The sequence below is a fragment of the Nocardiopsis moroccensis genome, from assembly GCF_055763695.1.
In genome coordinates this window covers 1,093,381-1,106,291 of sequence record NZ_CP199747.1, presented here as the reverse complement: position 1 = coordinate 1,106,291, position 12,911 = coordinate 1,093,381, and the positions used below count along the sequence as shown (strand labels likewise).

Genomic DNA, 12,911 nt, shown 5'->3' with positions numbered 1-12,911 from the left:
CCTCCTCACCGACCAGGAGTCATCCGTGCCCGAAGAAGCCGACCGGACCGAACGGGGTCCGACCCCGACAGTGATCGAGCCCTCCCCGGCCCGGTCCGCGCTCACGGGCCCGCCCCCGGAACCGGGGCTGTCCCGTGAGGAGGTGGCCGAGCGCGTCGCGGACGGTCGGACCAACGACGTCCCCGTCCGGGCCAGCCGCAGCGTCGGACAGATCATCCGCGGCAACGTCTTCACCCGCATCAACGCGATGATCGCCGTGCTGTTCGCGATCATCGCGGTGATCGGCCCGGTGCAGGACGGCCTCTTCGCGATGGTCATCGTGATCAACACGCTGATCGGCATCGTCCAGGAACTGCGCGCCAAACGCACCCTGGACAGGCTCGCGATCGTCAACGCGGCACGCCCCCGGGTGGTGCGCGACGGTGTCACGGTGCGGGTCGCCACCCAGGAGATCGTCCTGGACGAGGTCCTGGAGGTCGGTGTCGGCGACCAGGTCGTCGTGGACGGTGTGGTGACCTGGGCGGGAGGCCTGGAGGTCGACGAGTCGCTGCTGACCGGCGAGGCCGACCCGGTGTTCAAACAGCCCGGGGACACCGTGATGTCGGGCAGTTTCGTGGTGGCCGGGTCCGGGCGGTTCCGGGCGACCAAGGTCGGTCGGCACGCGTACGCGGCACGCCTGGCCGAGGAGGCGAGCCGGTTCTCGCTGGTGCGGTCGGAACTGCGGTCCGGGATCAACCGGATCCTGCGGTGGATCACCTTCGCCCTGTTCCCCATCGGCGCCCTGCTGGTCTACAGCCAGCTGTTCATGAACGGCCAGGTCGCGCTGGACCAACCCGTCTCGGGCGGAATCTCGGGCCCGTTGGCGGACGCGCTGCGCGGCATGGTGGCGGCACTGGTGTCCATGATCCCCGAGGGGCTGATCCTGCTGACGAGCATCGCGTTCGCGGTCGGGGTGATCCGGTTGGGCCGCCACCGCTGTCTGGTGCAGGAGCTGCCCGCGATCGAGGGCCTGGCCCGCGTGGACGTGGTGTGCACGGACAAGACCGGCACGCTGACCGAGGTCGGCATGAAACTGGCCCAGATCCGTGACCTGGGCGGACAGCCGCCCCGGGGGAACGGGCGGCCGGACGGGGGCGGTGCGCCGGTCTCCCCGTCCCTGGTGCTGGCCGCGCTGGCCGACTGCGACCCCGACCCCAACCCGAGCATGGCCGCGATCGCCGAGGGGTGCGCGGCCACCGGGCAGCGGACACCGGACTGGACCGTGACGGCCCTGGCCCCGTTCTCGTCCGCGCGCAAGTGGAGCGGGGCGAGCCTGCTGACACCCGCGGGCGAGGAGAACTGGGTGCTGGGGGCCGCCGACGTCCTCACCGCGCCCGACTCGCCCGCCGTCGCCGAGGCCGCCCGGCTGGGCGCCCAGGGGCTGCGGGTCCTACTACTGGCGCGGGCCTCGGTCCGGGTGGACGTGGAGACCGCTCCGGGCACGGTGGAGCCGGTGGCGCTGGTGGTGCTGGACCAGCGGGTGCGCGAGGACGCCGCTCCGACCCTGGACTACTTCTCCGAACAGGGCGTGGGCGTCAAGATCGTCTCCGGGGACCACGCCGCCTCGGTCGGCGCGGTCGGCCGCGAACTGGGCCTGGCCGGCGCCGACCGGCCGGTGGACGCCCGGGAGCTGTCCGAGACGCCGGAGAAACTGTCCCGGGAGGTGGAGGAGCGGTCGGCGTTCGGCCGGGTGACACCCGAACGCAAGCGCGACATGGTGCGCGGTCTGCGCGAGCGGGGGCACACCGTGGCGATGACCGGTGACGGAGTCAACGACGTGCTGGCGCTCAAGGAGGCCGACATCGGGGTGGCGATGGGGTCGGGCAGCCCGGCCTCGCGTTCCGTGGCCCAGCTGGTGCTGTTGGACAACCGGTTCGCGGTCCTGCCCCGGGTGGTGGCCGAGGGGCGCCGGGTGATCGGCAACATCGAGCGGGTGGCCGGCCTGTTCCTGACCAAGACCGTGTACACGATGACGCTCGCCATCATCGTGGGCCTGCTGGCCGTGGCCTACCCCTTCTTCCCCAGGCACGCGACCCTGATCAACGCGGTGACGTTCGGTATCCCGTCGTTCTTCCTGGCGTTGGCGCCCAACACCGACATCGCCCGGCCGGGGTTCGTCCTGCGCACGCTCCGGTTGGCGGTCCCCTCCGGAATGGTGGCGGGGCTGGCGGCGGTGACGACCTACCTGCTGGTGCTCGGCGGGCGGACGGTGCCCGACCCCTCGGACCGCACGGCGGTGGTGATCACGCTGTGCGCGACCACGCTGTGGGTCCTGCTGCTGGTGGCCAAACCGTACGTGTGGTGGAAGGTGCTGCTGGTGGGCTCCATGGTGGGTCTACTGACCCTGGCCATGGTGACGCCGTGGGGGCAGTGGTTCTTCGAGCTGGACGTGAGCGACCCGGTGAAGGTCCTCACCGGGCTCGCGGTGGCCGGGGTGGCGATCGCGGTGATCACGGTGATCCGCGTGGTGGACGACCGGATGACGGCCCGTTCCCAGGCCCGGGCCGACGAGAAGGAGGCACAGGAGCGGGAGACCGCCGCGTCAACGTCCTGACCTGGCGCGGGGGGCCTGCCGCGGCACCGCGGCAGGCCCCCTGTTGTTCGGATCCCACCTCGCCGCCGGTCAGCGTGGGAACTGTTCACGCACCGGGCCGAGCCGCGATCCTGGTTGCGCCACGTGTCTGGAGCGACAGGAGCCACATTGAGCATCCCGAACACGCACATCCGCGCCGTGCTGGACGGCTATCTGGAACGCTTCCCCAAGGAAGTCGAAGCGGCCGGTCCCCTGGTGCGCGCCCTGGACGGGGGGCACGAGCTCTCCTCAGCCAAGGAGTTCCGCGTCGGGCACGTGACCGCGGGGGCCGTGGTGCTCGACCCGTGTTGGCGGGTGCTGATGGTCCGGGAGGGGGAGCAGGGGTCCTGGCGCCTGCCCGGCGGGCACCTGACCGGTGACGACGGCGCGCTGGACGAGGCGTCGCGGAACAGGTTGACGGAGGCGACCGGGCTGCTCCCCGAGCAGGTCGAGTCCGCGGGGGAACCGCTCCTGCTGGACCTGGACAACCACCGGGTACCCGAGGACCCGGTCCTGGGCGAGCCCGCTCACGAGCACTTCACCTTCCTGTACCTGTACCGGGCCAGCGCCACCATGGTGCCCGTGGGCGGCGCCTCCGGCCCCCTGGCCTGGCGTCCGCACACCGCCGTTCCCTCGGCCCGGCTGGCGGCGAAGATCTCCCAGACACTGGCGACCAGCCGTGCGGCGGTCAGGTACGAGCCCGTCGGGGAGGCGGCCCGAGCCTGAGTCCACGGCGGTCCGCACGGCGACCCCTAGCTTTCATCGCCAAAACTGAATATGATCGCCATATGACGATGAACAATGACGGTTGTGCGGAGAGGGTCTGCCCGGACCCCGGGCTGAGCGCCGCCGAGGCCCTCTTCCACAGCCTCTCCGACAGCACCCGGCTCGCGATCGTGCAGCGCCTCGCCAAGGGCGAGGCCCGTGTGACCGATCTGGTGGAACAGCTCGGTCTGGCCCAGTCCACGGTCTCCAAGCACGTGTCCTGCCTGCGCGACTGTGGGCTGGTCGACGGCCGCCCCGAGGGGCGGCAGGTGTTCTACTCGCTCAGCCGGCCCGAGCTGATGGACCTGCTCTCGGCCGCCGAGACCCTCCTGGCCGCGACCGGCCGGGCCGTGGCGCTGTGCCCCACCTACGGGGTCGACGCTGCGGGTGCCGCCGAGCTCGCCGCCGAGCCTTGCGGCACGGCAGCCGGTCCGGAAACGAGAACGGGCACGGCGGTGCGCGATGAGTGACGCCTGCTGCGGTGACGACCCCACCCCCGCGAACGCCCCCGTCTCCCCTGGACACGGAACCACCGAAGCAGTGGAACCCACCCGACTGTGGCAGGTCGGCGAGATCCGGTACGCCGCCGTCGCCGCACCGCTGCTCCTGGCCGGGTACGCCGCGGGCTGGCTCGGCGCCCCCGAGGCCGCCGTCCTCCTGCTGAAGGCCGCTGCCCTGGTGGTCGCCGCCCGGACCTTCGTCCCCGCCACGCTGCGCCGCCTGTTCCGCAAGGGTGCGGGCCGGAACCGGATCGGGGTCGGCACCCTGATGACCGTCGCCGCCGCGGGCGCCGTGGCCCTGGGCGAGGTCGGCGAGGCAGCCATGCTGGCCGTACTCTTCACGATCGCCGAGGGTCTGGAGGAGTACGCCGTCGCCCGTACCCGGCGCGGACTGCGGGCCCTGCTGGACCTGGTCCCGGCCCGGGCGACCGTGCTGCGCGACGGGGTCGAGCACACCGTCGCACCGGAGGAGCTCCGCATCGGCCAGACCCTGGTCCTGCGCCCCGGGGAGCGACTGGCCACCGACGGCACGGTCGCCTCGGGGAACACCTGGCTGGACACCTCCGCCATCACCGGGGAGTCGGTACCGACGGAGGTCGGCCCCGGAGACGGGGTGTACGCCGGTTCGGTCAACGGCACCGGCCCGTTGGAGGTCACCGTCACCGCGGGGGCCGAGGCCAACTCCCTGGCGCGCGTGGTGCGCATCGTGGAGGCCGAACAGGCCAGGAAGGGGCGCGGACAGCGGTTGGCCGACCGCGTCGCCCGGCCGCTGGTGCCCGGGGTGATGGTCGCCGCCGTACTGGTGGCGGTGCTCGGCTCCCTGTTCGGTGACCCGCTGACCTGGCTCGAACGGGCACTGGTCGTGCTGGTCGCGGCCTCGCCCTGCGCCCTGGCCATCTCCGTCCCGGTGACCGTGGTCGCCGCGATCGGCTCCGCCTCCCGCCAGGGAGCGCTGGTCAAGGGCGGTGCCGCGCTGGAGGCGATGGGCCGGGTGGGGGTCGTCGCCCTGGACAAGACCGGCACCCTGACCCGTAACGACCCGGCCGTGGTGGAGGTGGTTCCCGCCCCCGGCCGCACCCGCGAACAGGTGCTGGAGCTGGCTGCGGCCCTGGAGGCGCGCAGCGAGCACCCGCTGGCCCGCGCCGTCCTGGCCGCCCACCCCTCCCCCGGTCCGGCCGAGGACGTGCGGGCGGTGCCCGGATCCGGCCTGACCGGTCGGGTGGACGGCGCCCACGTGCGGTTGGGACGCCCGGGCTGGGTCGACCCCGGCCCCCTCGGAGCGCAGGTGGAGCGGCTGCTCGGCGCGGGGGCCACCGTGGTCCTGGTGGAGGAGGGGGGCTCGGTCGCGGGGGCGCTCGCCGTCCGCGACGAACTGCGCCCCGAGGCGGCCGAGGTGGTCGCCGAACTACGGCGTTCCGGTTACCGGGTGGCGATGCTCACCGGGGATCACCGGGCCACCGCCGACGCCCTGGCCGCCGAGGCCGGGATCGATCCCGACCAGGTCCACGCCGGGCTGCTGCCCGAGGACAAGGCGCGAGTGGTCGGTGAGCTGCGGGCCGGCGGCCCGGTGGTGATGGTCGGCGACGGGGTCAACGACGCCCCTGCCCTGGCCGGCGCCGACCTGGGCGTGGCCATGGGCGCGATGGGCACCGACGTGGCCGTGGAGACCGCCGACGTCGCCCTGATGGGCGAGGACCTGCGCAACCTGCCCCGGGTCCTGGCACACGCCCGCCGCACCCGGGTCATCATGTGGCAGAGCCTGGGGTTGTCGCTGGCCATCATCGGCACCCTGATGCCGCTGGCCCTGTTCGGGGTGCTGGGACTGGCCGCGGTGGTCCTGGTGCACGAGGTGGCGGAGGTCGTGGTCATCGCCAACGGCATGCGTGCCGGAAGGGCCCGGCCGGAGCGGACCCGTGCTGTCGGGGACGACCCGGAGGGGGCGGTCGACGGCCCGGCCCTGGCTCAGTCCGGCCTGCGGGCCCACAGGTAGGCGTGCCGGGAGCGCTCGCCCTCCTGCGCCTCGCGCACGGTACGGCTGGTCACCCTCAGCCCGGCGCCCTCCAGCAGGTCCGCGATCAGTTCCGGCGGGCGGAAGTGGAAGTCGAGGTCGACGCCGTGCCCGAAGCCCTCCTCGAAGTGCACGGTCTCGTCACCGGCCTGGAACACCACGAACGCCTGCCCGCCCGGGGACAGGACCCGGCGAAACCCCTCGAAGACCCCGGGCAGGTCTTCGAGGGGTACGTGGATGATGGAGTACATCGCCACGAGTCCGCCCAGACAGGCGTCGGGCAGGTCCAGGTCGGTCATCGAGCCCCGGACGAAGCGCAGCCCGGGGTTGGCGGCGCGGGCGAGTCCGAGCATCCCCGGGGACAGGTCGATCCCGAACACGTCCAGCCCCAGGGAGTGCAGGTACGCGGTGACCCGGCCCGGGCCGCAGCCGACGTCGGCGACCGGGCCGGTGACGGTCTCGGCGAAGGCGGTCAGCAGTGCCCGGTCCAGGGGCTTGCGCGCGAACTCGTCGTGGAAGCGGGCAGCGTAGGGTTCGGCGATGGCGTCGTAGGAGGCGCGGGTGGCCGCCAGGAAGTCGGGGCTGTGCACGGGCGGCTCACAGGCTCCGGTAGTAGTGGACCACCGGCGAGGGGACGAAGCCGGCCTTGGCGTAGACGGCGCGCGCCGGGGCGTGGGCCTCGTCGCCGCCGGTCCTGATCACGGCGAGGGTCATGCCCTCCTCCCGGAGCCGCTCCACCGCGAACCCGGTGAGCGCCGAGCCCACGCCCCGCCCCTGCTGGTCGGGATCGACCCCCAGCATGTGGACCAGGCCGGAGCGCTCCCCCCTGTCGAGCCGTACGGTGACGAACCCGGCGACCCGGTCGGTCACCGCCACCCACACGCCCGCATCCTCCGCCGCCAGGTCCTCCCGGACGTCGCGGCTGTGCGCCTGTCGCCAGTCCCCGACGACACGCTCGTAGGTCTGCGTACCGAGGGTCCGTTCCAGCGCGGCGTAACCGGGTTCCCAGGCGCGCAGGGCCAGGGCGACCACGGCTTCGCGGTCCTCGGGGGCGTAGCGGCGGATGCTGATGTCCATGAACCGCAGCGTAACCAGCCGAGCCCCGTCGCGGACAGGGGTTTTCCGGGGCCACGGCAGGGGCGCGCGGTACGGTGGCGCCGACCTGGGAAGAAGGAGGACGACCATGGTGGACCAGACCGACCTGCGACACCTGCGGCGTGCGGTGGACCTGGCTGCGCGGGCACTGGACGAGGGGGACGAGCCCTTCGGATCGGTGCTGGTGGGCTCGGACGGGACGGTGCTGTTCGAGGACCACAACCATGTGGCCGGGGGCGACGCCACCCAGCACCCGGAGTTCGCGATCGCCCGCTGGGCCGCGGAACACCTCTCCCCCGCCGAGCGGGCGGCGGCGACCGTGTACACCTCCGGTGAGCACTGCCCGATGTGCTCGGCCGCCCACGCGTGGGTGGGCCTGGGCCGGATCGTGTACGCCGCTTCCTCCGCGCAGTTGGCCTCCTGGCTGGCGGAGTGGGGCGCCGGCCCCGGCCCCGTGCGGGCGCTGCCGATCAACGAGGTCGCCCCCGGCGTCCCGGTGGAGGGCCCGGTGGAGTCCTTTGCCGAGGAACTGCGTTCCCTGCACGCCCGCCTGCACGGCCGGGCGTCAGGGCGGTGAACCGGGAACGTTTCGGCCGGGCCGCCCGGTGGTCCCCGGGCGGCCCGCGCCCCGGCTCAGCCCTCGCGGATGGTCATCCGGGCGATCCGGTCCCCCTCGACCGTGAACGCGAACGAACTGAGCCCGTTGGCGTGGTTGGACCGCCAGTCACCGACCACGGTGACGCCCTCCCCGGTGGGCTGGGCCGACTGCACGTCCAGCACGCCGCGCGCCCCGATGAACTCCTCGTCGCTCCACCGCCCGATGGCGTCGCGCCCCCGGAACTCGCGTCCCCAGTCGTCCACCACCCCGTCCGGGGTGAAGGCGTCCAGGAAGCCCTGCTCGTCGTGGGCGTTGACCTTGTCGATGAACGACGCCACCGGTTCGGGAACACTCACACTCATTCTGTCTCCATTCGAGTGAACGTCGCGGTCACGGGCTCCTCGGCCCCTGTACTGACGTCTCAGGCCGGTGCCATGACCGACTCGATCGTGATGGGCAGGTCGCGGAAGCGGCGGCCGGTGGCGTGGAAGACCGCGTTGGCGATCGCCGCCGCGGCCCCGACCTGGCCGATCTCACCGACACCCTTGACCCCGAGCGGGTTGACCACCCGGTCCTCGACCTCCAGCATCTCCACCTGGACGTCGGGGGCGTCGGCGTTGACCGGCACCAGGTACTCGCCCAGGCTCGGGTTGGCCCAGCGACCCTGGTTGGGCTCCATGTGGGTGGCCTCCAACAGCGCCTGGCCCAGGCCCCACAACATGCCGCCCATGAGCTGGCTGTGCGCGGTCCTGCGGTTGAGCACACGGCCCGGGGCGAACACCCCGGTCATCCGGCGCACCCTGACCAGTCCCAGGTCGGGGTCGACGGCGACCTCCGCGAACTGGGCACCGAACGTGGCCGTGCCGTAGCCGCTGTCCTGGCCCGGCGGCTGCCACGACCCCACCGCCTCGGCGTCGAAGGTCATGTTGCGGCCCAGCATCTGCCCGTAGGACTCCCCGGTGTCCGGGGACCCGCGCAGGGACATCCGCCCGGACCGGACCTCGACCTCGTCCGGGTCCGTGCCGTACAGCGGGGAGCCCTGGTCGGCGAGGGCCTGCGCGACCAGCTGGTCGCGCAGCTTGCGGGCCGCGGTGTGCACCGCGGCGCTGACGGCCCCCGCGCCCGCCGAGCCGACCGCCGAGACCGTGTTGGGCAGCTCGGTGTCCCCGTAGTGCACGGTGACCGCCTCCGACTCCATACCCAGGGCCTCGGCGGCGACCTGGCCCATGACGGTCGCGGCACCGGTGCCGATGTCGGAGCAGCCGGTCTCGACGACCGCGCGGCCGTCGGCGTACACCCTGGCCCGGGCCCGCTGCGGGTTCATGACGGAGTACACCGGATAGATGGCGCTGGCCATACCGGTGCCCAGGAGCCAGTTTCCCTCACGCCGGGCGCCCTCGACCGGGCGCGGGTCGCGTGAGTGCCAGCCGAACAGTTCGGCGCCGCGCGCGTAGCACTCCCGCAGCCCCTTGCTCGACCAGGGGTTCCCGGTCTCGGGGTCGGTGTCGGCGTGGTTGCGCAGCCGCAGTTCCAGCGGGTCCAGGCCCAGTTCGTGGGCGAGCTCGTCCATGGCCGTCTCGATGACGAACGCTCCGGTGCCCTCTCCGGGGGCGCGCATGAACGTGGGTGTCATGGTGTTGGCCCGGACGAGGTCGTACACGCCCTCGAAGTTGGGGCACGCGTACAGCTGGGCGGCAGGTCCCAGGGAGGGCTCGGCCCAGTCGTCGAAGTGCGACGTGGGCGAGAGCTTGCGGTAGCGGATCGCGGTCAGGGTGCCGTCCGAGCGCGCGCCCAGCGTCAGGGTGTGTTCCTGTTCCTCGCGGTGGCCGGTGTTGCTGAACGTCTGGGCCCTGGTCAGGGCGAGGGTGACCGGGGCGCGCACGTGCTGGGCGGCCATCGCCGCCAGGGTGGGGTGCGCCCAGATCATGGCCTTGCCGCCGAAGCTGCCGCCGACGAACTCGGACACCACCCGCACGTTCGAGGGCGGGACGCCCAGCAGTTCGGCGACGGTGAGCCGGGTGGCGGTGGGCCCCTGCGTGGTGTCGTACAGCGTGAGCTTGGAGTCCTCCCACACGGCGGTGGCCGCGGAGGGTTCGATCGCGTTGTGGTGATTGGCCGCGAACCGGTGGGTGCTCTCCAGAACCGTCTCGGCCTCGGCCAGGCCCGCATCGACGTCCCCGCGGTCCATCCGGCCGGGGACGAAGCCCCCGAAGATGCGCTCGGCCTCGTAGGCATGGTCACGGCCCTGGTCGACGGTGGTGGTCCAGGGTTCCTCGGTGTAGTCGACCTCGACGAGTTCGGCGGCGTGTTCGGCCCGTTCCAGGGTGTCGGCGACGACCATGGCGACGGGCTGTCCCGCGTAGTGGATCCGTTCGTCCTGCATGGGGAAGAAGCTCTGCCCGTGCGCGGTCGTGCCCGCCAGGGACGGGATCAGGTGCGGTTGCGCGGCGACCCTGGGCAGGTTCAGGTGGCTGAGTACCGCCAGGACGCCTTCGGAGACCAGGGCCCGTGAGGCGTTGATGCCGGTGATCCGGCCGCTGGGTATCCGCGAGCAGACCAGGACGGCGTGCGCGCCCCCCGTCGGGCGGTGCTCCGCGGAGTAGCGTGCCGTACCGGTGACCTTGGCGTGTGCGTCGGCCCGGGGCACGTCCCTGCCGATCTGGGGTGGGATGCTCATGCCGTCCCTCCTGTGGTTCGGGACGCGACCTCGGTCAGGGCCCGGACCATGGTGCGCTTGGCGAGTTCGACCTTGAATCCGTTCATGCCGCGCGGCACGGCGTCCGCGAGTTCGGCGTCGGCGGCGCGCGCGAAGGCCTCGGGTCCGGCCTCGGATCCGGTCAGGGCCTGTTCGGCGCGCCGGGCCCGCCACGGTTTGGTGGCGACGCCGCCCAGGCCGATCCGGGCCTCGGTGACGGTGCCGTCCTCCGTGCCGAGCGCGACGGCGGCGGAGGCCAGGGCGAACTCGTAGGATTCGCGGTCGCGCACCTTAAGGTAGTGGGAGGTGCGCGCCACGGGCAGCACGGGCAGGTCGATCGCGGTGATGAGTTCACCGTGTCCGATCGGGTGCTCGCGCTCGGGTGTGTCCCCCGGCAGCAGGAAGAAGTCGTCGAAGGCGACCGTGCGCTCCCCTTCGGGGCCGCGCAGTCGGACGAGCGCGTCCAGGGCGGTCAGGGCCACGGCCGCGTCGGACGGGTGGGCGGCGATGCAGTGCTCGCTGGTGCCCAGGACCGCGTGGGTGCGGTTGACGCCGTCCAGGGCCGCGCAGCCGCTGCCGGGCTCGCGTTTGTTGCAGGCGCGGTCACCGTCACGGAAGTAGGAGCAGCGCACCCTCTGCATGAGGTTGCCGCCCATGGAGGCCATGTTGCGCAGTTGCGCGGAGGCCCCCTTCTCCAGCGCCTCGGTGACCATCGGGTAGCGCTCGCGGACGACCGGGTGGGCGGCGACGTCGCTCATCCTGGCCAGGCCGCCCAGGCGGGTGCCCCCGTCGGGCAGTTCCTCGATGGCGGCGATGGGCAGGTCGTTGATGTCGACGACGCGGCGCGGGCGGACCACGCCGAGACGGAGCATGTCGACCTCGGTGGTGCCCCCGGCCAGGTACTCACTGGTGGGGTCGGCGGAGACGTCGGCGACGGCGGACTCCACGTCGGCGGCGCGGGAGTAGGCGAAGGAACGCATCAGCTCTCCCCCTCCTGTTCGGCCCGGTCGCCGCCGGAGTCACGGACCTGCCGGATGGCCCGGCGGATGTTGGGGTAGGCGGCACAGCGGCAGATGTTGCCGCTCATCCACTCGGCGATCTCGGAGTCGTCCCGGTGGTGGCCCTCCTTCATGAGGGCGACCGCCGACATGAGCTGGCCCGGGGTGCAGTAGCCGCACTGGAGGGCGTCGTTGTCGACGAAGGCCTCCTGCATGGGGTGGAGTTCGTCCCCGTCGGCCAGCCCTTCGACCGTGGTGACCTCGCGGCCCTCACAGGCCACCGCCAGGGTGAGGCAGGCGAGCACGCGGTGGCCGTCCACCCAGACGGTGCAGGCACCGCAGGCTCCCTGGTTGCAGCCCTTCTTGGGGCCGGTGACGTCCAGGCGTTCACGCAGGGCGTCCAACAGGCTGACCCGGGGTTCCAGGCGGACCCGGTGGACCGTGCCGTTGACCGTGAGGAGGATGTCCGCGGGTTCGGGACCGATCTCCCCCCGGTCGCGTTCGGCCGCGGTGGCCTGCCGCGGAACGGTGTGGCCGGCGAGGCCGGTACGTCCCTCCTGAGCCGGGGTCATGAGGCCCCCTCGCTGTCGGGACGGTGAAGGCGGCGGCTGGGCATGGGATTCCCCCTGTGAAGCGCGGATGCTTTCCGACGGCCCTTCCGCCCGGCGAGTGCGCGGCCGGGACGGGAGGTCGTGGTGGTGCCACTCCTTGGGGATGTTTCCAGCTGAGGGGTCTACCGAGTGCCGATGGAGCTCCAAGGTCGGGCAAACAACTCCCGTAGCTCACGCCCCCGGGACCGTCCCCGGGCTAACCTCCCGGCGACTGGCGGTGTTCGTCCGGGGGCGCCGTCGGGCGAAGGAAGGGGGTCGACGTGCGTGGTCGACCGGGGCTGTCGCGGTCCCTGGCCGGGTTCCTGGCCGCCGCGGTGCTGCTGCACTTCGCGTACCCGCTCACGTTGCACGGGCCGCTGTGGGCGGTGGTGTACTCGCTGCTGTACCCGGTCGTGGTGTTCCTGGGGGTGCGGGTCGTGCGGCCCGCGGGCTCGCGCCTGCTCCCCGTGGCCGTGCTCTCGGTGGTGTTCCTGACCTTCGGACTGTGGTCGGCCCTGGGCCCCGGGGATCCCGTCCCCCGGCTGGGGCTCTTCACCATCATCGTGCTGTTCCAGGGCTACCTGATGCTGGAGTTGTTGGCGTTCGTCTTCCGGAACCGGTACCGACGGAACCAGGGACCGCAGCTGATCATGGCGGCGATCTGCGCCTACCTGCTGTTGGGCGGTGTGTTCGCGGCGCTGTTCGGCGTCGTGGAGGTGCTGTGGCCGGGGGCGTTCGAGGACTCCCTCGCCCCGGACGAGTCGGTGGGCTGGCAGGGGCTCACCTACCTGAGTTTCGTCACCCTGGTCACCCTGGGCTACGGCGACCTGGTCCCGGTCACCCCCTGGGCGCGTTCGCTGGCCACCGCCGAGGCGGTGGCGGGCACCCTGTTCCTGGCCACCGTCATCGCCCGCATCGTGGGCGCCTACGTCTCCCCGGCCGGACCGGGGACCTCCGGCCCCGCCGAATCGGACCCGCCAGAAGAGCACGGGTGAGAGACCAGGGGGAAGGAGGCCGTACGCGACAGAGCCCGCCGGGGTGACCCGCGGCG

At 72.7% G+C, this 12,911-nt stretch carries 12 protein-coding genes; 6 read left to right on the top strand and 6 right to left on the bottom strand.

Annotated features, from left to right (window positions below; all coding sequences use genetic code 11):
• Positions 1-25 precede the first annotated feature (25 nt).
• The 4 genes from ACUKCB_RS04565 to ACUKCB_RS04550 all read left to right on the top strand — a co-directional run bounded on the left by ACUKCB_RS04565 (position 26) and on the right by ACUKCB_RS04550 (position 5,866).
• A complete protein-coding gene (locus ACUKCB_RS04565; protein ID WP_473039200.1) occupies positions 26-2,593 on the top strand; it encodes an HAD-IC family P-type ATPase in 2,568 nt (855 codons plus the stop codon).
• A gap of 147 nt (positions 2,594-2,740) precedes the next feature.
• Entirely contained in the window at positions 2,741-3,337 is a 597-nt protein-coding gene (locus ACUKCB_RS04560) for an NUDIX domain-containing protein (RefSeq protein ID WP_473039199.1), read from the top strand.
• 62 nt (positions 3,338-3,399) lie between these two features.
• Positions 3,400-3,846 (top strand): ArsR/SmtB family transcription factor, encoded by a 447-nt coding sequence (locus ACUKCB_RS04555; protein ID WP_473039198.1) that lies wholly within the window; start codon positions 3,400-3,402, stop codon positions 3,844-3,846.
• Positions 3,839-5,866, top strand: a complete 2,028-nt coding sequence (locus ACUKCB_RS04550; protein WP_473039197.1) for a heavy metal translocating P-type ATPase — start codon at positions 3,839-3,841, stop codon at positions 5,864-5,866. The genes ACUKCB_RS04555 and ACUKCB_RS04550 overlap by 8 nt, the downstream gene beginning before the upstream one ends.
• Here the strand turns inward: ACUKCB_RS04550 and ACUKCB_RS04545 are convergent.
• Both ACUKCB_RS04545 and ACUKCB_RS04540 read right to left on the bottom strand, forming a co-directional pair.
• Positions 5,839-6,474, bottom strand: coding sequence for a class I SAM-dependent methyltransferase (locus tag ACUKCB_RS04545; protein WP_473039196.1), 636 nt, complete (start codon positions 6,472-6,474; stop codon positions 5,839-5,841). The two genes, ACUKCB_RS04550 and ACUKCB_RS04545, sit on opposite strands and share 28 nt — an antisense overlap.
• A 7-nt stretch (positions 6,475-6,481) precedes the next feature.
• The gene (locus ACUKCB_RS04540; protein ID WP_473039195.1) at positions 6,482-6,961 is read right to left on the bottom strand and encodes a GNAT family N-acetyltransferase; all 480 of its coding nucleotides are present in this window, start codon (positions 6,959-6,961) and stop codon (positions 6,482-6,484) included.
• 106 nt (positions 6,962-7,067) lie between these two features.
• Between ACUKCB_RS04540 and ACUKCB_RS04535 the strand changes: the two genes are divergently transcribed.
• Positions 7,068-7,556, top strand: a complete 489-nt coding sequence (locus ACUKCB_RS04535; RefSeq protein WP_473039194.1) for a nucleoside deaminase — start codon at positions 7,068-7,070, stop codon at positions 7,554-7,556.
• 56 nt (positions 7,557-7,612) lie between these two features.
• On the opposite strand, the gene ACUKCB_RS04530 is transcribed toward ACUKCB_RS04535, so the two are convergent.
• From ACUKCB_RS04530 to ACUKCB_RS04515, 4 genes are read right to left on the bottom strand one after another with little or no spacing between them, the layout of a single operon-like run.
• Positions 7,613-7,939 (bottom strand): nuclear transport factor 2 family protein, encoded by a 327-nt coding sequence (locus tag ACUKCB_RS04530; RefSeq protein ID WP_473039193.1) that lies wholly within the window; start codon positions 7,937-7,939, stop codon positions 7,613-7,615.
• Between the two features lie 59 nt (positions 7,940-7,998).
• On the bottom strand, positions 7,999-10,254 hold the full coding sequence (locus ACUKCB_RS04525; RefSeq protein ID WP_473039192.1) for a xanthine dehydrogenase family protein molybdopterin-binding subunit: 2,256 nt from the start codon (positions 10,252-10,254) through the stop codon (positions 7,999-8,001).
• Entirely contained in the window at positions 10,251-11,252 is a 1,002-nt protein-coding gene (locus ACUKCB_RS04520) for an FAD binding domain-containing protein (RefSeq protein WP_473039191.1), read from the bottom strand. The genes ACUKCB_RS04525 and ACUKCB_RS04520 overlap by 4 nt, the downstream gene beginning before the upstream one ends.
• The gene (locus ACUKCB_RS04515) at positions 11,252-11,842 is read right to left on the bottom strand and encodes a (2Fe-2S)-binding protein (RefSeq protein ID WP_473039190.1); all 591 of its coding nucleotides are present in this window, start codon (positions 11,840-11,842) and stop codon (positions 11,252-11,254) included. Before ACUKCB_RS04515 ends, ACUKCB_RS04520 begins: the two co-directional genes overlap by 1 nt.
• A 299-nt stretch (positions 11,843-12,141) precedes the next feature.
• Between ACUKCB_RS04515 and ACUKCB_RS04510 the strand changes: the two genes are divergently transcribed.
• On the top strand, positions 12,142-12,855 hold the full coding sequence (locus ACUKCB_RS04510) for a potassium channel family protein (RefSeq protein ID WP_473039189.1): 714 nt from the start codon (positions 12,142-12,144) through the stop codon (positions 12,853-12,855).
• The last annotated feature ends 56 nt before the right edge of the window (positions 12,856-12,911 follow it).

Bases quoted from the DNA above. Each gene is read 5' to 3' on its own strand.
- ACUKCB_RS04555 (WP_473039198.1), top strand. From the start codon at position 3,400: ATGACGATGAACAATGACGGTTGTGCGGAGAGGGTCTGCCCGGACCCC.
- ACUKCB_RS04550 (WP_473039197.1), top strand. From the start codon at position 3,839: ATGAGTGACGCCTGCTGCGGTGACGACCCCACCCCCGCGAACGCCCCC.
- ACUKCB_RS04540 (WP_473039195.1), bottom strand. From the start codon at position 6,961: ATGGACATCAGCATCCGCCGCTACGCCCCCGAGGACCGCGAAGCCGTG.
- ACUKCB_RS04535 (WP_473039194.1), top strand. From the start codon at position 7,068: ATGGTGGACCAGACCGACCTGCGACACCTGCGGCGTGCGGTGGACCTG.
- ACUKCB_RS04530 (WP_473039193.1), bottom strand. From the start codon at position 7,939: ATGAGTGTGAGTGTTCCCGAACCGGTGGCGTCGTTCATCGACAAGGTC.
- ACUKCB_RS04525 (WP_473039192.1), bottom strand. From the start codon at position 10,254: ATGAGCATCCCACCCCAGATCGGCAGGGACGTGCCCCGGGCCGACGCA.
- ACUKCB_RS04520 (WP_473039191.1), bottom strand. From the start codon at position 11,252: ATGCGTTCCTTCGCCTACTCCCGCGCCGCCGACGTGGAGTCCGCCGTC.
- ACUKCB_RS04515 (WP_473039190.1), bottom strand. From the start codon at position 11,842: ATGACCCCGGCTCAGGAGGGACGTACCGGCCTCGCCGGCCACACCGTT.